Consider the following 24,612-nt stretch of genomic DNA (forward strand, 5'->3'; position numbering starts at 1 on the left):
GGTCGCTCGCGTAAGTCACGATTTTGGCGTGGCGACGCGGCAAAATGCTATGGGAGCCGTACACAATGAAGAAGATCGCTGTTGTTTTCGCTTCGGCTGGCCTGATGGCCCTCGCCGCTTGCGGTGAGAAGCCGGCTAACGAGACCGCGAACGCTTCGAACGCTGTTGTTGAGAACGTCGTCGAGAACGCTGCCAACGCTGCGGACAACGCCGCGAACGCTGCCGACAACGCCGCGAACGCTGCGAACGTCGCTGGCAACGCCGCGAACGCCGAATAATCTTCGCCTCAGCGAGATTTTCGAAAGGGCGGATCGTCTTGTACGATCCGCCCTTTTTCTATGCTGGCGACGGCATAAGGGCAAAAGCGAGATTGACGGGCAGCACGCTTCACCGCTAAGGCCCGCGAGCGCCGGGGAGTAGCGCAGTCTGGTAGCGCGCCTGCTTTGGGAGCAGGATGTCGCAGGTTCGAATCCTGTCTCCCCGACCACCCTTCCCGATGGTCCGATCGTTCCGCGTCTTGCTGGTTTGGAACGCTGTCTTGTCATCTATCAGCGAAACAGCAGCCAAAGAATGATGATGACGGGGATTGGCACGCCCAACAGCCATAGCAAAATGCCTTTGCCCATCTGACTCGATCCTCTCTTGGTCCGCCTGTCCAACGGCCCAGGCTGCGCAGATGTTCCGCGATTTCATCGCTTGTGACGGCCCGGCATATCCCCATGCATCGCGCCCAATAAAAAAGCCGCGGCGCTCGACTTGCGGGCGCAGCAGCTTCTTCATGGGGCGCAATTCCGGACGAAGCGCAGCCCCCTTCCATAATCGGAACGCCATCGCCGCCGGTCCTTCCAAGACCCGGTCGCGATGGCGCCCCAACAACGGCGGCGTCGCCCCGCCGTTACAATTCAGAGCGCGTAATCGATCTGCGCCCAGAACTTCTTGGTGTCGGCATCGCCGGTATAGCTGGCGATCCCCTTGCGCTGATAATCGGCATATTTGACGAGCGCGCTCAGATGCTTGTTCAGCTTCAGCGTCACCTGCGCATTATATTCGTCGCCATAATGGATCGACAGCCGGTCGCTGCTGAAGCGATGATAGGTGAAGGACGCCACCAGCGGTCCGGCCTTCCCGATCTTCGGCACGGTATAGGCGATCCCGGCATAATAATCCTGGATGCCCGTTCCCGGCGTGGTCAGGAACTTGTCTGCCCAGCCGTTGAACTTGTGCAGCGTCGCAAAGGGCGTCTGGAAGGCGAAACCGCCCGCAATCCCGGTTGCGCCCCCATCCGACCCCAGCAGTTCATAACCGCCCGTCAGCTTGAAGGCCGCGACATCCAGCCCCAGTTCCGCGACGACAAAGTCCGCCGAATAATCGACCGGATTGGTCGCATAGTCGCTCTGCCGCGCATAGCTGGCGAGGTAGCTGAGCTTCACCTTCTTCGTGAACGGGACGGCGCCCGTGAAGCGCGCACCATAGGTCTGGCTGCTGTTCCGCCGCAGCGCGACGACGGCCTCATCCTCGTCCACCAGATAGGCAAAGCCGGTCAGCGTCCCCAGCTTCGTCTTGTAGGAGACATTGGCGAAGACATTGTCGCCATCGATGTTCGTCGGCCGGTTGGTCGCACCGAACTTGCCGCCGTCTATGCCCCATATGGTCCGTGCCGAAATCGCGTAGCTAAGGTCGACCTTCAGGTTCTTCACGCCCATATATTCGACGCGCACCGCATCGAAGGTCTGCTCATTCTGCCGCCAGGCGACCGATCCGACAAAGCGCTGGTCGTCCAGATTGATCCGCTGACGACCGACGGTCACGATCAGCGGCTTGGTGCGATACTGGATCTGCACCCGATTGGCCTCGACCGTCTCCGGATCAGGGACGATCGGAAAGAGCGTCTTCCCATTGACGCCACTATTATAATCCTCGCTGATCGCCAGCGTGCCCTCGGCTTCCGCCAGGAAAGCCCACGGCCCCTTGGAAATCTCGCCGCCCGCGCGCAGCCGCATCGTCACCGCATCGGCGTCGCGGCTGCTGGTGAGTGGCGCGGGACCGGCCTGATCGACCGTCTCGTAACGCAGCCGCGCTTCGACGATCGGCTTGAACACCACGTCCTGCGCCAGCGCCGGCGCCGCGATCGCGGACAATCCCGCTATTGGGGCCGATGCCGACAACAGGAAAAAAACCTTCTTCATAAATCCCCCTTAAATTGCTCCCGATGGCTTTTTTGGGCCTTTTCAGAGCATCCTCTCCAAGCCGGATTTCAGGCCGCGAGCGTCGCCGGATTGCGGTAGCGCTCATGCAGGAAATGGATGACGGCGGAGCGCGCCTCGGCATATTCGGGCGTGTCTATCGCCTCCAGCCGGTTGCGCGGGCGGGCGAGCGCCACGGTACGATCCTCGCCGATCCGCGCCGCCGGACCGTTGGTCATCATGACGACCCGGTCGGCCAGCAACACCGCCTCGTCGACGTCATGGGTGATCATCAGCACGGTGTTGTTGAGCCGCGCCTGCAAATCCATGACCACATCCTGAAGCGCCGCCCGCGTCAGCGCGTCCAGCGCGCCGAAAGGTTCGTCCATCAGCAATACGCGCGGGTTCATCGCAATGGCGCGGGCGATGCCGACGCGCTGCTTCATGCCGCCGGACAGTTCGCCGGGGCGCTTCGCGGCGGCATGGGTCATCTGGACCAGCTCCAGATTGTGCATGACCCAATCCTTGCGCTCGGCCTTGTTCTTGCCGCCCGCCGTCTTGTCGACCGCCAGGCGCACATTTTCCTCCACCGTCAACCAGGGCAGCAGGCTATGGTCCTGAAAGACCACCGCCCGGTCCGGCCCCGGCGCGTCCACCACCTGCCCGTCGAGGAAGATGGCGCCGCGGGTCGGCTTGACCAGCCCCGCCACGGCGTTGAGCAAGGTCGATTTGCCGCAGCCCGAATGGCCGATCAGCGCCACGAACTGCCCCTTTTCGACTTCCAGATCGATCCCGTCGAGCGCGCAGAAGCGCCCAGCCTTGGTCGGAAATTCGACGGTGATGCCCTCAAGCGCGAGATAGCTGCGCTGTTTCATGGTCCTGCCTCCCCTTGTTCAGCCTGCGCGGCCGATGACGCGGCCCGCAAAGGCGACGATGCGGTCCAGTGCAAAGCCCACCATGCCGATCCAGATCAACGCGACGATGGTGTCGGTCAGCAGCGAACTATTGTAGCTGTCCCAGATGAAGAAGCCGACGCCGGTGCCACCCTGCACCATCTCGGCGGCCACGATGGCGAGCCAGCTCATGCCGACGCCGATGCGCAACCCCGTGAACATGTGCGGCACGGTGGCGGGCAGCATGATCCGCACGAAATATTCGACCGGATTGAGCGCCAGCACCTTGGCGACGTTGCGATAAGCGGTCGGGAGGGTCTGCACGCCCGCCGCCGTGTTCAATATGACCGGCCAGATCGCGGTGATGAAGATCAGGAAGATCGCGGACGGCTGCGCCTGCTGAAAGATCGCCAGGCTGATCGGCAGCCATGCCAGCGGCGGCACGGTGCGCAGCACCTGGAACAGCGGATCGAGCGCGCGGAAGGCAAAGACGCTCTGCCCGATCAATATGCCCAGCGCCACGCCCATCACAGCCGCGATGCTGTAGCCGATCAGAACGCGGCTCAGGCTGGTCAGCACATGACCCGCAATGCCGACATCGCCGCCATCCTGGATGCTGAAATGGGTAAGGCCGATTTCCACGCCCTTGAACGGATGAGTGATGACCTCATGACTTTCCTGCCAGACCTTGATCGGGCTGGGGAAAGTCGCGTCGGGCGATCCGCAGAGCAACTGCCAGAAGGCAAGCAGCCCGACGACCATCACCACGGTCGGCAGCGCGCTCGCCGCTACGGATCGCGCGATCCGGGCCAGCGGATGCACCGGCGCGGCCACAGGTTCGAAACTGCGCCGGGCGATGGCCTCTTCGGGATAGGGCACGATAACCCCCAATTCGGTCGCGGCGCCGCCGGCCGAAGCCGACGGTCCGCTGGTCTTGCCGGGCGATGGCGACACCATGCTGGTTTCCTTCCTCATCAGACCCGCTTGATCGCCAGGCTGGCCAGATAGGCCTTGGGATTGGCGGGATCGAACGTCTTGCCGTCGAAAAATTTCTCGACGCCGCGGCTGTCGCTGGCCGGGCCCTTGCCGCCCAGCATCGCGGCCGCCTTGCGCCAGATGTCGGACCGGTTGACCTTGGCGATCGTGCCCTTGGTATCCAGCGTCATGGGCAGCTTGCCCCAGCGCTGGTTCTCGGTCAGGAACCAGAGGTCGTGGCTCTTGTACGGGAAGGACGCAAAGCCCGCGAAGAACTTCATCTTGAAGGCCGCGTTCGGGAATTTCCGTCCGTCGCCCATGTTGAAATTGCCCTGCAAGCGGTCGGCAATGTCGGTGATCGGGCATTTCAGATAGTCGCGGCCCGCAATCGTGCCCGCCAGACGGGTGATGTTGCCCGGATTGTCCGCCCAGCGCTGCGCCTCGATGATCGCCGCCGTGATCGCCTGCGCCGCCTTGGGATATTTCGCGACCCAATCGGACCGCATGGCGAAGCTCTTTTCGGGATGGTTCATCCACATCTGGCCGGTCGAAACGGCGGTGTAGCCAAGCTGCTGCGCGACCAACTGGTCGTTCCACGGCTCACCCACGCAGAAGGCGTCCATGGTGTCGGCCTTCATGTTCGCCACCATCTGCGGCGGCGGCACGGTGATCAGTTCCACATCCTTGTCCGGATCGATCCCGCCAGCCGCCAGCCAGTAACGCAGCCACATGTCATGCGTGCCGCCGGGGAAGGTCATGGCCATGGTGATCTTCTTGCCCGCGCCCTTGCGCTGGGCGATCACGCCCTTCATCTTGCCGGCGTTCAGGTCGGCCTTGGACCCCAGATATTCCTTCGAAACGGAAATCGCCTGGCCGTTGACGTTGAGGCGGGCGAGAATGCTCATCGGCGTCGCCTTGCCGATGGCGCCCAGCGTCAGCAGATAGGGCATGGGCGTCAGGATATGCGCGCCATCGATGCCGCCACCGCCGCTGCCCAGCACCAGATTGTCGCGCGTCGCGCCCCAACTGGCCTGCTTGGTCACCTGCACGTCGGGCATGCCATATTTGGCGAAGAAACCCAGTTCCTTGGCGATGATCAGCGGCGCCGCATCGGTCAGCGCGATGAAGCCCAGCTTGGCGCCCGTGACCTCCGGTCCTGTGCCAGCCGCGAAAGCGCCCGACGGAAAGGCCTGTTGCACCGCAGCGAACAGCGCCGCCGTACCGGTCGTCTTGAGCAGTCCACGCCGGCTGACGCCGTCCGGATTATCCCCCTCTGCCATTTCCATGTCCTTCCCTGAAAATCGTCGCCGCTGCGCGAAGGGCGCAACCGGCCGCCGCCGGAAATCAGTCCAGCGTTCGAAAGTTGATGTCGAGAACCGCCCGGCGGCATCCATGCCGCCAGCGGAAAACCAATAAAAAAGCCGCCAGGACGAAGGTCTTCAGACCTGTCCGGGCGGCGTCATTGCCAAATTGGCTCTTGCGAACCGTGGCCGAACCTTACCGTCATCGGCAGGATCGACCTGAGTGCCGAAGCGCCCCTGCTTCGACCGGTTGGAAGCTGTCACCGATTCGCGCGAGTCGCAAGTAAAATTTTTGCGTTGCACAAAATGCAACTGCTTGCCGTTTTCCGCATCCGTCGAAATGAAGGACGAAATTCCTGCCGCCGCGCAAAATCCCGCACGCTATCGGCCCTGTCGAAGGCAGGCGTCCCTAACGCTCGTAAATCGTGTTGAGCAATATATGATGATGCCCCGACAGAACCTCCAGAGCGCGATCCCGGTCACGGGCCAGGCAATATTGAGCCAGCAATCCATGCTTCTCATATGCGTCGCTGGCGTCGGTGTCCGATTTGAACATCAATGAACGGTACCGGCGGGTCTGCTCATAAAGATCGCGATAGATGGCGATCAGATGATCCGAACCGCATGCCGCGATCAGCGCCAGGTGAAAGCGCCAATGCACCCGTTCGAAAGTGTCGATTCTCGCTTCCAGATCTGCGGGCGGATTGTCGGTGAACATCTTCAGCCTATGCAGGCTGGCGACTCATCACCTTGTCGGGGCCGAGAAAGAGATCGATGCGGTCATCGCAGAGATGAGCGTGCAGCCGACGACCGACCAGACGGGAGGGAACCGAATAAATGACCCTCTCGATAGGAACGGTACCGTTACGGCTGACGTCGACCGCGATCATGGCAAAGTCTGTGGTCCGATGGGATGGCAGGCGCCCCAGCAGGCGACGTTCCTGATCGACGAGCCTGGCCTTGCGGCGGTTCGCCAAGAACTTCGAGCAGACCATCGCATCGGCAGCCGCATGGCTTTTCATCGCCTCGATCCAACTCTTCGCCCGCCGTATCGCAAGATCATGAAATCCCGACCGATAATTTCGAAGCAGACACTAAAGGGAACGCCATCAGGTCATAGGTATCTTCAACAAACAAAAGCGCTCTCGCGAAAGGCCGTGCGCAGCCAGAAAACTCACGCCGCTCTCATGAATTTTATCCATCACGTCCACACCTGGATCCAAATAGAGTAAATGGAGACCGTGCGGAGCCAACTTGCGCGCCAAGCGAGAAACCCAACTCACAAATTCAAGCCATCGCAGCCTATACTTACGAAATTCTACTGATCTACCACTCAATTTCGAGATGTGCGATTCCCAGCGCCACATCACCATATACTTCGATCGGCGCATCTTTCTTCAGTCGGAAGGGTGGAATCCGATCAAACCAGGTCTCAAGCGCGATGGTCAATTCTTTCATGGCCAAATGTGATCCCATGCAGAAATGCGGCCCTGAGGCAAAACTGAAGTGACGGGGGTGTTTGCGCGAAAAATCGACTTCCATGGGGTTGTCAAACTTCGAAGGATCCAGGCTTCCAAGAGGATAGGGTATCGTCAACCAATCGCCCGCCTTGATCTGGACACCATTGATCTCTGTATCCCGAAGACAGTAACGCACCGAAGTCGTGATGGTGTAACGCCGCATCAACTCCACGGCCCCATGTGGAATGGCATCCCGGTTGTCGCGCAGATATTGCTGATGCTCGGGATGCTCGGCGAGATGACGAAAGAACCATCCCAATGTGGCGGCAACACTATCCATTCCGCCGACGAAGAATGTATAGAATGTACCCAGTACCTCGTCATCGTTCCAGAGTCGCCCATCAATCGTCGCATTAACGATTTTGGTTGCAAGATCATCCTTGGGCGAGTTGCGTCGATCTTTCATTAGGTCGAGCAAATATGCCTTGATTTCGAATGCCGCCGCCTGACGATCGGTGATCGTATCGCCATGCAGCAACCCCTTAACCCAGGATAGAAATACACTCATGCGATCCGATGGCAAGCCCATCAACTGCATGAAGATGCTGACCGGGAATGGCTTGCCGAAAGTCGACATGAATTCGCAGCCATTTTTGTCGGCTATACCGTCGATGAGATCATGCGCGCGTTGGGAAATGCCCGGCGCCATTCCTGCTATGACCTTTGGATAAAGAAAATGACTCAAAGCGTTGCGATATTTCGTATGCGATGGAGGATCGACCTCCAGGGGCAGCATATCCCAGCTATCCCCCATCAGCTTGGAAAACCCCGTTATGCTCTTGCTGGAAAAGGTTAGCGGATCGCCAAGAATTCGCGCAATATCGTCGGCCCGTGTTATGACCCAGGATCCGCCGTCCTCCTTACCACCCCTATTGCTGAGCGGAGACCAGAATATATTCGGCTGTTCGTGAAGATTGCTCATGGCAGCGTATGGACATTTCTTCATCTCAGGATTGTCGAACACGCTGAACGGATGAATCAATTCACGCGGAACATGCGCGGGAACCTGATCAAGCAATTCAGAACTGACGGATATAGATTTACTTGTCATACCACCTCCTAAAGCCGGCCCGTCTATTCTTCAGGTGCCAAAACGACACGCAAGCCAGACAAGCCCGGCTCGAGTTTTACCTGGCACGACAACCGGGAATTCGCGCCTTTATGAGAAGACCCCTCCAACAGTTCGCATTCATCGCCTTCGGCATGACCCACGCGGCCGATCCATTCCTCGTCCACCAGGACGTGGCATGTCGCGCAGGAACATGAACCTCCGCATAGCGCCTGAAGTTCGTCATTTCCGGAACCCCGGATCGCGTCCAGCAGCGTCGCGCCCTCTTCGCCATGAAGCTTTTCCGTGGCTCCTGAACGGGTAACTACAAACAGCTCCATCATTCTCATCTCATTCGCTATTTTGGCCAGACGCCAGAGGCGACACGGCATTTCACTCTAGAAATCCGAAATCCATACTTAGCGTTTCGGCCGGAATTGCAGAAGAAGACGCATAAACTATTCTCTATGGAATGGTAACCGCCCCGAAATAGCGACTGATCCTTGTCACGGCGTGCGTATAGAACCGATGGATAGCAGGGTCAGGTTGGGCAAGCTTGAGTCATCAATCTTGCGATAGCGCAGCAAGCTGGCCGTTGCTGTGACTTTCGTCTAAGACGAACTTTTTGGTGGAGAGGGATTGGTCTTTAGCGCCCAAATCCCCCCGCCTTGGAATCATTTCCACCAACGTCTGCCGCAATAGTCAGGTTCGTTCAGTTCGGCCTAAAGCCCAGCGCCTCTGCCAAAATCTAGATGCTTGCCACCCGCGAGCGGAAAGGGCGTGTCGATCCAGCGTCGCTCGCGCGCAAGTGGGATGACAGGCAACTCGACAAAGGAGGCGTGTTCAGCGTCATGATAGATGGTCTGCGTCGCTACCACGAAGTCCGCTTCAGTCGCGCTGAATGGATCGACGAAGCTGTTCGGATGGCGTTCTCCCAGAGGGAAGCAGCTGCTGGACACTTCCACGCGGATGCGATGCCCCTTTTTGAAGACGTTGCTGGTTGCCTGCATGTCGATAGAATATTCGACAATTTCACCAGGCTTCAGTGGCTGAGGACGCGCGCGCCCCATGCGGTATCGCGCCCTTACGGCGCCGTGCGAGAGTGTTTCAGCCTTGCCGTCGGGACCGACATCCACCAACCGCATCCACCAGTCGGTATCCTCCGCAGAAGATGCCGCGAAAAGCGTTGCAGTAATCTTTCCGGTGACCTCGACATCTTCTGCTAATTCCGCCGAGGTATAGCAGAGTACATCCGAGCGGCTTTCCGCCTCACTCTGGGCGGCGCGACTTCCCCAAAGGTCGATGCCGCCGATCGATGGTACCGGATCGGCCGGGTCATAGCGGTACTGATCGGCAGACTCATATACGGGAAGATCGGTAGACAACAGGCCGTCACCGAGAGCAGTGTTGGCACCGCCCCGGCTATGCAGATAAAAGCGAGTCCGCTCAGTGTCCGGCAACGGCCAGCTAGCCTCTGCCCGCCACCGGTTTTCGCCCATGACATAGATTGTCACGGGATGGTCGAAAAAAGGATGCCTGATCTTCTTTAAATTCTGGTCCATCCAGGCAAGATTAAGCGCTTCGCCATCAACCGCCGCTTGCGACGGGAATAACAAGCAATCGACATGGGACCATGGCCCGATGATCATCCGCTGTCCTTCGCGCGCCTCAACGCTCGCCGCTTCGCGCGTCAGCCTTTCATACTGTTCATAGGTATTGCGAAGAAAAAGGTCATACCAGCCGCCGACATGCATCATGGGAATGGTGGCCCTCGCGAACCTGTCGTCGTTTTCCTCGGCGACCAAGTTCCGTTGATCGAGCCACTCGCGCCACCAGGCAAAATGACGCGCAACCGGCATATCTCGAATGGGCAACGTCTTCAGCAAGCGCGTGAACGAGTCCCCTGGGAAATTAGCCTCGACGGGCGGGATCAGATTGACGGTCGAACTAAAGCCCAACAATTCCTCCCGCACGAGAGAGAGCTGATCTTCCGACACACGGCAAGCCGCCATCTGAGACTGCTGAATGGTCCACTGGACCGCCGCTCCCAACCCGAATATGTCATCGAAATACGGCCACCCGCCGCCATACTGGGCAGGCGCGGGAGATTGCAGGAATGCAGTGACGAGTCCATCCGGCGCCTGGCCCGCGGCCGCCATAGCCGCCCCTCCGTGGTAGGATGGGCCGAAAAAGGAAACGCGCCCGTCAGACCAGGGCTGGCTGCGGATCCATTCCATAGTATCCAGGCCATCTGCCGCCTCGTTCACTAACGGACTAAACTGGCCCTCCGATCCGTAGCAACCCCGGACATCCTGATAGACCACAACGTAACCGCGTCTGACGCCTGCTGCCGGACCGGGTATTGCCGCGTTGGCGACAACATCCGTGGGCATTGCTGCCATCGCTTCCCTACTATAAGGCGTCCGCAGAATGAGAGTGGGAAACCTGCCGTTAAACGGGTCGACGCCGTCCTTGCTCGGTATTGCGATATCGGTCGCCAAGCGAACGCCATCTCGCATCGGCACCATCACGCCACGAACGGTGACAGGCGTCCATTCTGTGGCGACATTTTGACTTGTCATCTGATCCTCGGAAGCTGGTGTGCCATTTGGATTTACTTCTGAAACTCCGTCCCTCATGCGCGCCAGGAACTTTCCCTCTGACGAAAGCCGGGCGCAGCGACTGCCCCTGAAACTCAGATCAGCTGTGGCAGATCAAGCCGCCGTCTATTACGAATTCGGCACCGGTACAGTATCCGCCATCATCGGAGACAAGAAATCTGACCAGTTCGGACACTTCGCTCAGCTTGCCGATCCTGCCCAACGGGGTCTTGGTCAACAGAGCTCCCAGATGGTCGTCAATGTCCTTCGTCATGCTGGTTGCGCCGATCACGCCCGGATGGACCGAATTGACCCTGATGTTGTCGCGGCCCAAATCCATTGCCGCAGCCTTCGTCATTCCCGTGACGGCGAATTTCGTCGCGACATAAGCCAGAGCTGAGGCGCCCGCGCGCAAGCCGTAAGCCGACGAGATATTAGTGATCGAGCCTCCCCCTACGCGTCGCATTGCCGGGACCACCGCCTTCATTCCCAGGAACACGCCGATTTGGTTGACCTCAATAAACTTCCGGAAGTCGGCCTCCGTCAAGCCATCGAACGGTATGAGATAACCAAGGCCGGCATTGTTGACCAATGACGTGATCGGCCCAAACTGGCGCTCCGCGGCCTCAACAGCAGCGGCCCAGGACGAGGCGCTCGATACGTCGAGTTCGACGAAAAGGGCGTTGGAGCCGATCGAGGCCGCCACCTTTTGTCCAGCGTCAGCTTCGACGTCTGTCAGAACCACCTTGGCGCCCGCCGCAGCAAGCGTGCGAGCATGTTCTGCTCCCATGCCGCCTGCCGCGCCGGTGATTAGGACGTGCTTCCCGGTGACGTCTGCCATGTCAATGATTGAACGTCACGGTGAGGCCGTAGGTCGCCGGACGGCCAATAAAGCCGACTGTCGTGTCCGAGCTGTAGAAGGTGCTTGTCTTGTAATATTTGTTGGTCACATTTCGCCCCCAGATGAAAGCGCTCCAGCGATCGTCGCGACCGCTCACGCCAAGCCGAACATCAACCAATGCATAGGCATTCTGCTTCGTGATCCTGTTCGGGTCGGCGGCGCCGAGGGCAAAATTTTCACCCAGCCGTTGAAGGACGCTGGATTGCGCCTGGACCGAACCGCCAATGAAGGCATTCAGATCGTCCCTGATGGCGATTTTATACTGGACGTCCAGATTGCCGCTGAGTTCGGGCGCGAAGGCGAACCGCTGGCCGGTCAAGTTGATAAGCGAGCCATAGCCGTCATAATTGTAGAAGCCGTCTGACTGGCAGCCGGCGGTGCCCGGCGCCGCGTCGGCGGGTGAACAGCCGAGTATCTTGGTTTTCAGATAGGTAGCGCCGCCCGCGATGGTCAGCCCTTCGACAGGAACCCAGTCGATCTGAAGCTCCGCGCCATAGACGCGCGATTTCGGCACGTTGATCAGCTTCGGCCCGGGGCCGAAGATGGGATCGAACACCGATCCCAGCAACTGCTTGTCCTTGTAATCGTAATAAAATGCAGCGCCATTAAGCTGAAGCGACCGATTGAGCAGAGACGATTTGAAGCCTACTTCATATGCCGTCAGCTCTTCCTGCTTCGCTGCCTCAAAAGCGTCTAGTCTCGTCGATCCCAGCACCGGATAGCTGGCACCCTTGAAGCCGCGGCTGACATTGGCATAGACCATCGTGCGAGGCGCGACATCCCAGTCAATTCCCACCCGGAACGGTACACTATGTTCCTTGAGCTTGAAACGTCCCAGTCCCGGCTCATAGGTGGCAGACGCGCTCTGGCAACCGCCCGGAGCGATGGAGACTGGACCCAGGCCAAGTTGTGAACGGACAAAGCTGTACAGCATAGAGAAACCGACTTCGTCACCTTCGCCTGTCAGCATGCACCCGGAGCTCTTTGCCTTGGTCTCGCTGTAGCGAATGCCAGCGTGAATCTTCAGAGCATCGGTGATCTTGTAATCGATATTGCCGAACGCGGAAAGCGTCTTGTACCGCGAACTCACGAACACCGGGGAACTTTCGAGCGGATCGGTTATTCCGAACATCGCGAAGGTTCCGTTGATGGAAGATATGGTAAAGCGCTGATCGCTATATTGTTCAGCGCGATACCAAGCATAGGACGTGCCGACGACGTACGACAGCCTGCTGCCGATGTCGCCCGCCAGGCGCAGTTCCTGGGCTGCGGTTTCCAATGTCGACGTGTCGTTTTGCACGAGATTGGGGAAGTTTACGCCGTCGGCATCCGCCCTCGTCAATATGTCCATATGAGCGTAGGAGGACAGCGAAGTCAGAGTGCCAATATCTCCCAGCTCGAAATCACCGCGGAGGCTGGCCTGACGGAATTTGGTGTCGTTGCGGAAGTTTCCGCCGACATCCCAGTCCGCAGCGCGAGGATTGCGGGGCGTGGGCGGATAGCCGTCGAACTGTGCCGGAAGGGCACCGGGAACACGCGAACGTATCTCAAGCGATGCCGGCGCTTGCGATTCGGAGCGGTCATTGAAGCCGTTGAGATTGAGGAGGAATTTTACGCGTTCGCTCGGATGCCAATCCAACTGAAGCCGGGCGGTCGTGACGTCGATGTCGCCCAACGTCTCGTCCCGAGTATAGCTCTTCTGCCAGCCGCTGCCGAATTCATGCTTGCCTGCCAGGCGCACAGACAGAGTATCGTTCAGCGGGCCGCTCACATAGCCCTGGATGTTGCCTTCACTGAACCGGCCGTAGGTTGCGCTGCCGCCATAATGCAAGACATCGGTGGGCTTGGCAGCGATATAGTTGATGACGCCGCCAGTGGCATTCTGGCCGAACAAAGTTCCCTGCGGCCCCTTGAGAACCTCGACCCGCTCAAGATCGAGCGTCGCACCGCGCGCCATTGAGGAGAATGGCAGTTCAACTTCGTCCACATAGAGACCAACAGTCGGACGGGAACCCTGGGTCCCATCGAAAAAGCCGACGCCGCGCAATGTGTAGACAGGATTGCCCTTCTGCGTTTGCGTCACCTGAAGACTTGGAAGAACCTTGACAAGATCAGCGGGTCCGTTGACGCCCTTGGCCAGTAGCTGTTCGCCACTTACGGCCGTGATGGACATGGGAACGGTGTTGATCGACTCTGAGCGCTTCTGCGCCGTCACGATGATTTCGCCTACGCCGGCATCGCTGCGCGTACCGGTCGTCGCCGACTGCTGAGTGGCGGCTGCCGCAACGTTCTGATCTGCTGCTTCAGCGTGAGTTACTGACGCGAAGCTGACCGCGCATATAGAGGCAGTCGCCATAAACGCCGGTTTCAAACTTTTACGAAAAGCCATCTCTTCCCCTCCTGATTATAGGCCCAAACGAGCGTGTGCGCGGGCGATTGCGCCGCCCGTTCTACTGCCCTTGGGCTATGGAAATCTCTCTTGCTGGACTGGCACTGCTTGAGGTTCTGGACAACTGTGAAAGCTCCCGCCATCTCAACCATCCCATATGGAATTATGCGTTCAGGGGGATCGCTGGACTTGGTGGCTTCAATTTCATGATGTTATTATCATGAGAACGTTATTCAGATGCAATAGAATGGGACAGTTAACAACAGTCAGGAAGATGATAACGCTGTTTGACATGATGCAATCAACATGGATCTTCTCATCAGACACTTATCGCATGATCTGTTTTCAGGTATTGAACCAAGGCAGGCTTTCGCACCAAAAAATTTGGATATTGGATTGTTTAAACAGATTACTTTGAATGACGTAGTTCGCCAGCATGCTTCGGCACGCCCGGGAGCGGTCGCTATCGCCTTCAAAGAACGAGAGATCACCTATTTCGATCTTCATCGGTTGGCAACGCAAGCTGCGCTGGAATTTCGCGAACATGGTCTTCGAAAGGGTGATCGCCTCGCCTATATCGGAAAGAACAGCGCAGACTTTGCGATCCTTATCGCCGCTGCAGCGCGCAGCGGAGTGATCATTGCACCGCTCAACTGGCGACTTGCACCCGCCGAGCTGGAAGCGATACTGGAGGATATGGACCCGCGTGCAATCTTCCTGACGCCGGATTTCCCCGAATTGACCAAGAACCTTGGCGAACACTTCCGATTGATAGAACGGGTTTGTGGAGCTCGGGATAGCGAAGACGATATCCCTGCCCATTGGCAGGCCGCCCACGATCAGAGCCTGGACCTTCCCTGCAGCGAAGATGACGTCATTCTTCAACTCTACACATCCGGCACGACGGGTGCGCCCAAGGGTGTCATGCTGACGCATAAATGCCTGACCTGGCAGCGCCGCCTCAGCCCCGTTTCGTCCTCTGATCACAGCAAGCCTGATGAAATACTTATCCTGACTATGGCTCTGGGCCATATTGGCGGCATTCAGATTCTTGCGCGTGGACTGTTCCACGGTTGCAAAACGGTCATTTTGCCGGAATATGAAACCGATAGCGTCGCTCGGCTCATATCGGAGCACAGAGTATCCCGTCTCGTAATCGCGCCCACCATGTTGCGCATGCTGCTGGATCACGCCGATCGAGAGAAGCTGGACATCAGTTCCTTGCGCTACATCCAATATGGCGCTTCGCCGATGCCCATGGATTTGATGAGCCGCGCGATCGCTGAGTTGTCTGTTGATTTCATCCAGGTCTACGGCATGACGGAAATGGGGGGCGCAGTCACTGCGCTGACCCCTGAGGATCATGTCGTCGGCGGTTCCAGAATATCGTCGGTGGGTCGGGCGCTACCCGGCGTGGAGATAAGGATAGCCGGTCCCCAGGGTGCCACCCTCCCCCCACGCCAGGTCGGTCAAATCGAAATCCGCGGCGGCGCAGTCATGCGCGGCTATTGGCGCCGTCCTGACGAGACCGCCATGACCCTTACCGGGGACGGCTGGTTGCGAACAGGGGATGCAGGCTATCTTGACGAGGAGGGCTATCTCACCCTGTGCGATCGCATCAAGGACATGATCTGTACAGGCGGCGAGAACGTCTATCCTGCGGAAGTCGAGCAGGCGATATTGCGCAATCCGCTGGTGAGCGATGCGGTCGTGATCGGCGTGCCTGACGAACGATGGGGCGAAACGGTCAAGGCTATCGTCGTAGCGAAGGCGGGCGCCGACATCAGCCCGGAACGGATCATAGCTGAAGCCCGTCGACATATAGCTGGATTCAAGCTGCCCAAATCAGTCGAATTCGTCACCTCCATACCTCGCGACGCGCTCGGGAAGGTCCGCCGCAAGGACATCCGCGAACCTTACTGGGCAGGGCATGTCAAGCGTATTGCGTAACAGGCGTGCGACGAAAGTGCACACCTTTGCTGATGATCCCGTTGACCAGAGCAGAGGGAGGCTGGACCCCGGCATGCGCGTTTTCTGTGATTTCGAAATCGCCGAAGCCGGTCCGGTCCTTATGACGGACGCGGCATAGCGACTGGAACAGATAGCGGTCATGGCGAGACATGTAGGCGCCCTGAGCCACAGGCTCCGCCATGAACTCCAGTACTTCGCCATTGTCCAGTCTTATCCTGCCAATGCCGCCACGGTGGGTCGCTCCATCCGGCTCCATGTGCACGATGATGTCGACCTCGCTGGAATAATGGACCACGCCGTCCCGCACGACATAGCCAAGCCGGCGAATCTCCCTCGTATCAGTTGTCAGCATTGTCAGGAGGCACATGCTGAGATCGGGTCCAAAAACCGCATTGAACCAGCGATGCACCTTACCCTTGCCCCAGTGGCGGACGCCCCAACTGTGATCGCGCAGGCCCATGCCGTCGATGGCGCTGACCTCATCCCTGATCCGAAGCTGACCCGTTATGCGGCAGGCGGCCTCCGAATGCGGGAAAGCGAGATTGCCCTCCTCCGTTCGCCACAGGGAGATCGGCGGATAATAATCGTGCGCGACCAGCTCGAACTCGACTTCTTTCCCCGCGTGCCGCCAGATTGTGTTATGGCCGTCAAAATCATAGCTGGCGGCAGTCCCGGCCGACAGACCGGAGGTTGTGCGATCATCGATCCCCTGGGGCATGTCGAAGTCATCCGCATAGACCCAGCCCGGCGTGAAGGCATAGGCCCAGACCGTCATCTCGCCCCCGTTCAGATTGGGCGTGTGACCGACGCGCAGCAGTCCGCCGCAATCACTGGACAGGTCGCCCCAGAGCATGAGGCAGCTTTCCTGCCAGTAACGGTCGTCACCAGGCGCGTGCGTGCCTTCGTCGCGCGGCAGGAAGGTCGGAACATCAGCGCCGTCCTCAAAAGTCAGCATTCCGACCTCCCATCAATTCGCGTTCTTGCAGGGTCGCGCCATCAAAGACGCTCGAACACCGTTGCGTTGGAAAGCCCGCCTCCTTCGCACATGGTTTGCAAACCGAACCTCTTGTCGCGGCGATGCAGCGCGTGGATCAGCGTCGTCGCGATCCTGCCGCCTGATGCGCCGAGAGGATGACCGAGCGCGATCGCTCCGCCGTTGACGTTGAGACGATCCGGATCGGCGCCCAATCCATTCGCCCATGCGAGGGGGACCGAGGAGAAGGCCTCATTGACTTCGTAAAGATCGATATCGTCAATTGTGAGACCCGCTTTGGCCAGGACCCTGCGGCACGCGAAGATCGGTTCCTCGATCATGAGAACCGGATCTCCCGCCGTGACGGTCATCGCGTGGACCCGCGCGATCGGAGTCAATTGATGATCGCGAAGCGCCTGTTCGGACACCACCATCAATGCAGACGCACCATCGCAGATCTGGCTGGCACTGCCGGCCGTGATCGCCCCGTCCTTTTCAAGCGGTTTAAGGTTGGCCAAGGCTTCGATTGACGCGTCGGGCCGCACGCCTTCATCGCGATCGTGAAGCGCCAGCTCGCCATTGGCCAGCGTCACTTCCATGGGCACGATTTCTGCGTCAAAGGCTCCGCCACTTGCTGCCTCCGCAGCCTTGTGGTGGCTTTCGACGGCGAAGCGGTCCATATCCTCACGGGTCAGGCCATATTTATCCGCCAGCATCTGCGCACTGGTAAACTGGCTGAAGCCGTTGACGCCAAACCGTTCGCGAATGGCGTCGGTAATCGGCCCGCTCCCAAGCCCGGCTTCCGTTGCCAATCGATGCGCCGTGCCGATCGGAACGCGGCTCATGCTTTCCACGCCGGCCGCCACGACGACGTCATGAACGCCCGACATCACGGCCTGCGCCGCAAAATGCAGCGCCTGCTGCGATGAGCCGCACTGGCGATCGATTGTGACAGAGGGAACGCTGACGGGCAAACGCGACGCTAGGATGATGTTGCGGCCGATGTTAACCGCCTGCTCGCCTGCCTGGGTGACGCACCCCATGACGACATCTTCGATGCATTCCGGCGGCACGCCCGATCGCTCGACAAGGGCATCCAGCATGAACGCGCCCATTGCCACGGGATGATGGCAGGACAATCTTCCGCCACGCTTGCCTCCCGCGAGTCGGGCCGCTTCGACGATATAGGCTTGAGCCATTAAAAACTGTCCTTTTGCTGGCCGACATTACGGATGCGCGGCATATGATCAGACCGACCGCCTTTCTCCGCTACCGGGTTGCGGCAGCGCGCGAGAAGGTCAGTCGACAGTGGTTTGTACCTCCCTCACCGAGGCATGGCGGACGGCGAGCCGGTGAGCCATCGCCCGCCTCGCCATGAAAAACGCGCCGGCGGCGCATAGGTTGGAAAAAAGCCCGCCGGTGATCGCGACCTGCAGCGAGGCATCCCCGAAAATCGGTCTCATCGCATCGCTGCTGAAGCCCACCGCGAACGGAACGATAGCCTGGGCGATTGCGCCCTGGCAAACATTGCTGAGCGCCATGGCGGTGCCCCGCAAGCGAGGTTCGCAGGCATTTTGCAGTCCGGACAGGAAACAGGGAGCCCATGACGCTCCGACCGCAGCGGCGAAGAAGGTCATCACCAGCGCCACGTTGGTGGCGGGAACCCAGAGAACGGCCAGATACAGCAGAATGACAAGGCAGTTCGCGACGACGCCCCAGATCAACGGCCGCGCCAGCGACTGCCTCGCCAACCGGTCGGTGATGAAGCCTCCAACGATCTGGCCCGCCATGAGACCAAACGCTATGGCCGGTCCGAAAAGCAAGCCGATCTGCTTCAGATCGAGTTGATGGGTCCTGACGAAGAAGATCGGCAACCACTGGAGAATGCCGAGGCTGGCATAAGTGCCGAAAGCCGTCGAGAGGGTGAGCCAGACGAACGCCTTGTTGGAGCGTAATATCGCAAAACTTTCGCCAAGGCGATATTGTACGACCGGCCCATCATCGAACTGGCCCCGAATGGGTTCTCGCACCAATAGGAGAAAGAAGAGCGCCAGCACCACGCCCGGCGCTCCGGCGAGAAAAAAGGCCGAACGCCAACCATAGTCTGCCGCAGCAAAGCCGCCCACGATGAAGCTGCCCGCAATGCCCAGAACGCCGATCCCATGAAACAGGCTCATAGGCACCCCCCGCCGCGTCGGCGGATAATAGTCGCTAATCATGGATATGGCGGGCGGATTGACGCCGCCCTCTCCCACCCCGACGCCCAGACGAGCGACCAGCAGATGACCAAAAGTCTGTGCAACGCCGCACAGCGCCGTCATGACGCTCCATAAAGCGAGCGCGATGCCAATGATCCTGCGCCGGTGCCAGCGATCCGCGAGAAGCCCGGCAGCCACGCTCGTAATCACATATATGACAATGAAGGCAGGGCCGCTCAATAGACCAATTTGCGTATCGGACAGATGGAATTCGGCACTAATGGGCGCCGCAAGCACGGAAATAAGGACGCGGTCGAAATAGTTGAAGAAGCTGATGAGGGCGAGGAGGCTCAGAGCCAAGCCGGCCGATGAGCGCAGTTTGGAAAGGCTGCTCATGCTGTCATGTCCGCGTGCAGGAGACGATGGTGTCGCCTGGCCGTCGCCTCATCGCCGATCATCTCAGCGCTTGTCGAACCGGATGTTCAGATGTTGAAAACCGCGAAGGTGAATATGCGGCGCATATTCGGCCTTTTCACCCGGCGCGAGGCGGATGTTGGTCATCCGCGATAACAGAGCCTGAAAGGCGATCGTCAGCTCCCGGCGGGCAAGCGGGGCCCCGACACATGCATGCACCCCCGATCCGAACCCCAGATGCTGGGCGGCATTCTTGCGATCCAAGTCGATCGAGGCGGGGCACGCGAACATCCGCGGATCCCTGTTGGCGGCAGCCGAACGAAGCGTCACCCAGGCGCCCTTTGGGATGGTCACGCCATGGAGATCGATGTCCTTCAGCGCGATGCGGAACAAGGTCGTCGCCGGCGGCTCCTGACGCAGCACTTCCTCAATGAATGTCCGCAAATTGCCGTCGCGATCAGCTTCCAGCCGGGCCGCGAGCTTTTCGTCGACCGCAAGCATGGCGATGCCCGACGAAATCGCCTTGGCCGTCGTCTCCGCCCCGGCGAAGAAGAGGTCGAGCATGACGAACATCAGGATTTCGGAATCGTTCATTACCGCGCCGCTGGGCAGCTTCGAGTTGATCAGCGCGCTCAGCAGGCTGTCGTTCGGCTCCGCGCGATACTGGTCGATCAGGCCCTTGAAATAATGCTGGGCCGCGATTTCCACTCGAGCGCCTTCTATCTCCTCCTCTTCGGACTGCAGCATGCTCATGTTGCGCAGCATCACGGCTGCCGCGGCGCGAACATGTTCGATGGCCTCATCAGGCGCACCGACAAGGCGGCAGATTACAAGAAGGGAAAAATGCTCGGAAAACTGGTTGACCAGATCGCATCCGCCATCGTCGATGAACTTGTCGATCAGGCTGTCGGCGATCTCGCGGAGCATGGGGTCATATTCCTTGACCTTGCCCGCTCTCAGAAACGGTTCCAGCAAACCACGACGCTCGGCATGTTCGGCACCTTCATAATTACCGATCGGCCGCGCCCGCGGCCACCCTTCCGAAGCGAATATCTGCTTGATCTTCTCTGCGCGTTCCGGATCATTGACCGCGCGCATCTTTTCGACCGCGTGCTCGGCGGTCAACAGCGTCGGATCCTTCAACAGCATGCGAATATCTTCATATCGCGTGATGGTATAGGTCTTTGCGATCTCATCCCAATATACCGGCGCTTCTTCAAGCAGCTTCTCATACGCCTGATAGGGACATTGCGATATCTCTGGGTCAAGGATGGAGATGGGCTTGCCATTGTCCAGTTTCAGCATCACGAATCCTCTCAAATTACGTTCTATGGGGTCACCGGCGAAAAAGCGATGTCGGCGTCCTTCACGCAGTGGATTAGGTCGGTCATGCGCTTCAGCCTGTTCCTGGCGGCTTTCCCAGTCGCAAGCCCAAACTTTATTGCACATGAGCAGCTTGATCCTTCGCTAACCTTCGACACAGTCCCAGCGCAACCCCATCGAACCCTAATTCCATATAGAATTATGACGGACCCGTTGTCGGGAACTGTGACCGCCGAGCATGCGTGGGCTACGACGATGCTACCGCAATGAGATGAGCGAGAGTATAGTCCGAAAATGTCGAAAATCCTCATAACGGGAGGCACTGGCCTCCTCGGATGCCGGATCGTTGAACATCTTCTTGGTCACGGCCACGATGTAACGACCTATGATATCAAGCCCAATAGGGAAAATGTGCAATTTGGCGGAGCCGGGCCGAACATATTGGAGGGCGACATAGCCGACGCCACTCGCTTGGCTCGAGCCATATCGGATCATGCCGACTATGTCGTGCATCTTGCCGCGGTCGTCAGCGACGCCGCTAATGCAGATCCAGCCGCGACAATGCGCGCCAATGTAGGCGGCCTGGCCAATGTCCTCGATGCGGCGGCACGGCACGGCGTCAAAAGGGTAGTCTGGACGAGCAGCGCGGCGGTCCTGGGCGCGAATGCCGTCTATCGTGGGGAAAAGGTAGACGAAAGCTACGACGTCCGGCCCAACACGCTCTATGGATGTTCGAAGCTGGCCGCAGAATCCGTCTCTGCATTGCACAGGCAGCGTGGTCTTGATTGCGTGGCGATCCGACCCGCGCTCGTCTACGGCGTGGGACGGCTGACCGGCGGAGCCGGTTCGTTCAATAGCACCATTCGTGATGTCGCACTCGGCAAACCAACGGTTATCCAGAGCCTGGAATGCGTGCCCTGGCAGCTGATGTACAACAGGGATTTCGCCAAGCTCGTTGGCCTGATGCTCTTCTCCGAAAGAACGGACCTGCAGCCGGTATATAATATCCCCGCGCGGGAAATACTATCGACGCAGGAGGTGAAGGACATCCTGCTCAAAATCTGCCCCGATGCCGAGATCGCAGTGAAATCGTCACCGGCCTGGCAACCCGTGCCTCCTCTCATGGACGGTTCGCTTGCCGAACAATGCTTCGCCTTTGCGGCCGACTATGACTTTGAAGCCGCATGCCGCGAAATGATCGAGCACTTCCGCAAATGGGAAGACATATGAAAAAATGCGCCTTACCTTTGGCGAGGCGCATTTTTGCCATGTGACGGGTTTCACATCGCGGACAGTTGAATGGGGCGCCGAAATCCGGCACCCCAGCCCACCCTCAACGATATTTATAGTTGAGCGTTACGCCGAAGGTCGCTGGCGCACCGGCGGCCGCCCGATCGCCATAAACGGCAGCATCCACGAACGTGTAATATTTCTTGTTCGTGATATTCCTGCCCCAGAGACGCGCGCTCCAGTAATCGTTCGGGGAGAAGGCGATTTCGGCATTCAGAACGCCATAGGCCTTCTGCTTCAGACGATTGCTGACTTCCCAATAAAAGCCGCCATTATAGGTATAGCTGGTATTGAACGAAATCTCGCCACTCTCCAACGGCACTGTATAGGTCGCGCCCATTGTGCTGGAGAATTTGGGCGCGCGGCTCAGGTAATTACCCTTTGCATTGGGAAGAACCACAGTCGCATTGCCAAATGGGGCCGCATTGCGCGGGGCGAACGCAGCCGCCGACGGGAAATCCAGATATTTCGCATCCAGAATTTCGATGGCGCCGCTCAGAGTGAGGTTTCTGACAGGCGCGACCTCCAGTTCGGCGTCGATGCCCTTGATCCGCGCCTTGGCCGCGTTCTGAAGAAGAGAAACGATCGGCGTGCCTGTCAGGGTGATGACCTGAAGATTTTTGTAGTCGTAATAGAATGCCGACGCATTGAAGCGGACTTTTCGGTCGAACAGATCGGTCTTGAATCCCACTTCATAGGCCGTCAGCTTTTCCGGTTTGACCGGCGACGCAATATTCGCCGCAGGGCAGTTCCCAACGATGGTGATCGTGCACATCGTACCGGTGTTGAAGCCACCAGCCTTGTAGCCGGTATTCATGGATGCGAACACCATGACATCAGGAGTGAAGTGATGGTCGAGTGCTACGCGATAGCTGAGATTATCGAAGCTCGCTTTTTGTTCAGGCACGACATTAGATCGCACACCGGACGCATTCTGAGCCGGCGTCGCGGGAATTGTTGAAAGGGTAGTACCCTCATAGACTTGCGAAGTCGCCAGTTTGTCCTTGGTGTACCTCAAACCGCCAGTGATCCGAGTATCATCGGTGATTTCATACGTCGCCTGGGCAAAGCCGGCGAAACTTTCCGTCGTCAGCGGCCCGTGCCGCCGAATGCCCCGGTCCAGGAAATTCCCGCGGAGAAACTCCAAATCTTTGACGCCAGTCTTATTGTGGGAATAATAGGCGCCCACGATCCACTGAAGAGGTCCTCCAGTCGCGGAACTGACCTGAAACTCTTGCGAAAAGGCCTTAACCGGAACGAAGGAATGCGCGTATTGCGGGGTTCCCGGGCTCTCTACCCTGGGCTGTGCCGGCGAATAGACATAGGTATCGGAAGACGCATCGATATAAGCCGTCAACGACTTGAACGTGACGGAGCCTGCTTCATAGGCGACATCGGCGCTGAATTGCGACTGCTTGTTGGTGCCGATGCTTCGCGCGTTGGAATTCCAATCCCAGAAGCCGCCCTGACGCCTATAGGGCTGTGTCACCCCCGATTGAATGATGAGCGCGGACGTGCCAGGCAGATAGTTCCGATACAGGCCCTGATCCGAACGGTTGCGGGCGTAGGCGGCCGCGAGCTTGATCGTCAGGGCATCGCTGGGACTGATGACGATTTTCGAGCCGATCGCAAAATCCTCGTTGATGCCCGCTTCGTGGGTCGGCACATCAGGCACAGCGATGGGCACGCCATTGAATGTGACCGTTCCCGCCTGATCGGGCGTGAACAGATTTCGTCCCCAACCCTCATGCTGCTTGGAATAGCTGATGGCGAGATCCGCAGCCACGATGCCGCTGCCGCCACTTACATATGTGGACCCGCTGACCGTATCGAAGGTGTCGTAGCCGACCTTCAGATCCGCTGTGAAATCATTTTTAGGTGTTTTCGTGACGATCTGGATCAAGCCGCCCGTGGCATTGCGACCAAACAATGTTCCCTGCGGCCCTTTCAGCACTTCAATGCGCTCGACATTGTTGAGGGTAAGCATCGCGCCATTTGGAAATGCTTGATAGATTCCATCGATATAGGTTGCAATGCTAGGGTCGCTGCCAGCGACCTGTGACGAGTTTCCGACACCACGAAGAAAATAGACTAAAGTATTGGCTGCGCGATTGACTGACAGTCCCGGCACCGCATTGGGCAGATCGAATGTGCGCGACACCCCCTTCTGCTCGAGCGCGTTCGCCGAAAGAGCTTGGACGGCAACCGGCACGTCCTGGAGCCTTTCCTCGCGGCGTTGGGCGGTCACGACGATGTCTTCAATTCCTCCACTGGGCTGATCGTCGGCGGCTTGTGAGTTGGCGGCTTGTGAGTTGGCGGCTTGTGAGTTGGCGTCCGCAGTCCGAGCCATTGCCGTGGGAGCGACTGTCAAGGAAATACCCAACGCCAAAAGCGATGCTCCAAATCTACTCATGCGAACCTCCCCATATTTCATTTTGCGACGTCGTTTTCTGGCATGAAAAGAAATTGATATTATTTTTACTGGTTATGCAACCAGTGAGAAATTCCAGCACATATGGAATGCCTCATCCAGATTGCACTCGCACTCCACAGCAGCGCCACGCAGAACTCAAGGAATTGCCCCTGCGATGCAGACCAATCGGGGAAACAAGCGGCAAAACTGTGGTACGTAA

Annotated in this window: 19 protein-coding genes, 1 tRNA gene and 1 pseudogene; 5 read left to right on the plus strand and 16 right to left on the minus strand. The window is 58.6% G+C overall.

From position 1 onward, the window contains the following. Window positions 1-65: 65 nt before the first annotated feature. A complete protein-coding gene (locus NUH86_RS06205; RefSeq protein ID WP_013846652.1) occupies window positions 66-278 on the plus strand; it encodes a hypothetical protein in 213 nt (70 codons plus the stop codon). A 132-nt stretch (window positions 279-410) separates the two neighbouring features. Beyond that, window positions 411-487: transfer RNA gene (locus tag NUH86_RS06210), tRNA-Pro, on the plus strand. 415 nt (window positions 488-902) lie between these two features. Here NUH86_RS06210 and NUH86_RS06215 read toward each other — a convergent pair. From NUH86_RS06215 to NUH86_RS24825, 6 genes are all read right to left on the minus strand, one after another. Then, window positions 903-2,186: an alginate export family protein gene (locus NUH86_RS06215; RefSeq protein WP_267251624.1), complete on the minus strand. Its 1,284-nt coding sequence runs from the start codon at window positions 2,184-2,186 to the stop codon at window positions 903-905. Between the two features lie 68 nt (window positions 2,187-2,254). Continuing rightward, a complete protein-coding gene (locus NUH86_RS06220) occupies window positions 2,255-3,058 on the minus strand; it encodes an ABC transporter ATP-binding protein (protein ID WP_267251625.1) in 804 nt (267 codons plus the stop codon). An 18-nt stretch (window positions 3,059-3,076) separates the two neighbouring features. Next, window positions 3,077-4,051, minus strand: a complete 975-nt coding sequence (gene ntrB, locus NUH86_RS06225; RefSeq protein WP_267251626.1) for a nitrate ABC transporter permease — start codon at window positions 4,049-4,051, stop codon at window positions 3,077-3,079. Further along, window positions 4,051-5,331 carry a CmpA/NrtA family ABC transporter substrate-binding protein gene (locus NUH86_RS06230; protein ID WP_267251627.1) on the minus strand — a complete coding sequence of 427 codons (1,281 nt, stop codon included), beginning with the start codon at window positions 5,329-5,331 and terminating at the stop codon, window positions 4,051-4,053. The genes ntrB and NUH86_RS06230 overlap by 1 nt, the downstream gene beginning before the upstream one ends. A 430-nt stretch (window positions 5,332-5,761) precedes the next feature. Next, the gene (locus NUH86_RS06235) at window positions 5,762-6,070 is read right to left on the minus strand and encodes an FCD domain-containing protein (RefSeq protein WP_267251628.1); all 309 of its coding nucleotides are present in this window, start codon (window positions 6,068-6,070) and stop codon (window positions 5,762-5,764) included. A 7-nt stretch (window positions 6,071-6,077) separates the two neighbouring features. Next, window positions 6,078-6,347 (minus strand): Mu transposase domain-containing protein, encoded by a 270-nt coding sequence (locus NUH86_RS24825; RefSeq protein ID WP_416365342.1) that lies wholly within the window; start codon window positions 6,345-6,347, stop codon window positions 6,078-6,080. Here NUH86_RS24825 and NUH86_RS06245 point away from each other — a divergent pair. Further along, window positions 6,316-6,417: pseudogene (locus NUH86_RS06245) on the plus strand (IS5/IS1182 family transposase); the annotation flags it as partial. The gene NUH86_RS24825 and the pseudogene NUH86_RS06245 overlap by 32 nt on opposite strands. A 261-nt stretch (window positions 6,418-6,678) precedes the next feature. Here the strand turns inward: NUH86_RS06245 and NUH86_RS06250 are convergent. The 5 genes from NUH86_RS06250 to NUH86_RS06270 all read right to left on the minus strand — a co-directional run bounded on the left by NUH86_RS06250 (window position 6,679) and on the right by NUH86_RS06270 (window position 13,777). After that, complete coding sequence (locus NUH86_RS06250; RefSeq protein ID WP_267251630.1) at window positions 6,679-7,923, minus strand: cytochrome P450; 1,245 nt, start codon at window positions 7,921-7,923, stop codon at window positions 6,679-6,681. Between the two features lie 23 nt (window positions 7,924-7,946). Then, a complete protein-coding gene (locus tag NUH86_RS06255) occupies window positions 7,947-8,264 on the minus strand; it encodes a 2Fe-2S iron-sulfur cluster-binding protein (protein WP_267251631.1) in 318 nt (105 codons plus the stop codon). A 378-nt stretch (window positions 8,265-8,642) separates the two neighbouring features. Next, window positions 8,643-10,559, minus strand: coding sequence for a CocE/NonD family hydrolase (locus NUH86_RS06260; protein WP_267251632.1), 1,917 nt, complete (start codon window positions 10,557-10,559; stop codon window positions 8,643-8,645). Between the two features lie 61 nt (window positions 10,560-10,620). Continuing rightward, complete coding sequence (locus NUH86_RS06265) at window positions 10,621-11,361, minus strand: SDR family NAD(P)-dependent oxidoreductase (RefSeq protein WP_267251633.1); 741 nt, start codon at window positions 11,359-11,361, stop codon at window positions 10,621-10,623. A gap of 1 nt (window position 11,362) precedes the next feature. Continuing rightward, on the minus strand, window positions 11,363-13,777 hold the full coding sequence (locus NUH86_RS06270; protein ID WP_267251634.1) for a TonB-dependent receptor: 2,415 nt from the start codon (window positions 13,775-13,777) through the stop codon (window positions 11,363-11,365). A 339-nt stretch (window positions 13,778-14,116) separates the two neighbouring features. Here NUH86_RS06270 and NUH86_RS06275 point away from each other — a divergent pair, with 339 nt between their 5' ends. Further along, on the plus strand, window positions 14,117-15,760 hold the full coding sequence (locus tag NUH86_RS06275) for a long-chain-fatty-acid--CoA ligase (RefSeq protein WP_267251635.1): 1,644 nt from the start codon (window positions 14,117-14,119) through the stop codon (window positions 15,758-15,760). Here the strand turns inward: NUH86_RS06275 and NUH86_RS06280 are convergent. The 4 genes from NUH86_RS06280 to NUH86_RS06295 all read right to left on the minus strand — a co-directional run bounded on the left by NUH86_RS06280 (window position 15,744) and on the right by NUH86_RS06295 (window position 20,671). Continuing rightward, window positions 15,744-16,736, minus strand: coding sequence for a hypothetical protein (locus NUH86_RS06280; protein ID WP_267251636.1), 993 nt, complete (start codon window positions 16,734-16,736; stop codon window positions 15,744-15,746). The genes NUH86_RS06275 and NUH86_RS06280 overlap by 17 nt on opposite strands. 41 nt (window positions 16,737-16,777) lie before the next feature. Further along, window positions 16,778-17,953 carry an acetyl-CoA C-acetyltransferase gene (locus NUH86_RS06285; protein ID WP_267251637.1) on the minus strand — a complete coding sequence of 392 codons (1,176 nt, stop codon included), beginning with the start codon at window positions 17,951-17,953 and terminating at the stop codon, window positions 16,778-16,780. Between the two features lie 99 nt (window positions 17,954-18,052). Beyond that, window positions 18,053-19,348, minus strand: coding sequence for a spinster family MFS transporter (locus tag NUH86_RS06290; protein WP_267251638.1), 1,296 nt, complete (start codon window positions 19,346-19,348; stop codon window positions 18,053-18,055). A gap of 63 nt (window positions 19,349-19,411) precedes the next feature. After that, window positions 19,412-20,671 (minus strand): cytochrome P450, encoded by a 1,260-nt coding sequence (locus tag NUH86_RS06295; protein WP_267251639.1) that lies wholly within the window; start codon window positions 20,669-20,671, stop codon window positions 19,412-19,414. Window positions 20,672-20,983: 312 nt separating this feature from the next. Here NUH86_RS06295 and NUH86_RS06300 point away from each other — a divergent pair, with 312 nt between their 5' ends. After that, window positions 20,984-21,919 carry an NAD-dependent epimerase/dehydratase family protein gene (locus NUH86_RS06300; RefSeq protein ID WP_267251641.1) on the plus strand — a complete coding sequence of 312 codons (936 nt, stop codon included), beginning with the start codon at window positions 20,984-20,986 and terminating at the stop codon, window positions 21,917-21,919. 103 nt (window positions 21,920-22,022) lie between these two features. Here NUH86_RS06300 and NUH86_RS06305 read toward each other — a convergent pair whose 3' ends face one another. After that, the gene (locus NUH86_RS06305; protein ID WP_267251642.1) at window positions 22,023-24,392 is read right to left on the minus strand and encodes a TonB-dependent receptor; all 2,370 of its coding nucleotides are present in this window, start codon (window positions 24,390-24,392) and stop codon (window positions 22,023-22,025) included. Window positions 24,393-24,612 lie beyond the last annotated feature (220 nt).

The sequence above is a fragment of the Sphingobium sp. JS3065 genome (genome assembly GCF_026427355.1).
Classification (GTDB): domain Bacteria; phylum Pseudomonadota; class Alphaproteobacteria; order Sphingomonadales; family Sphingomonadaceae; genus Sphingobium.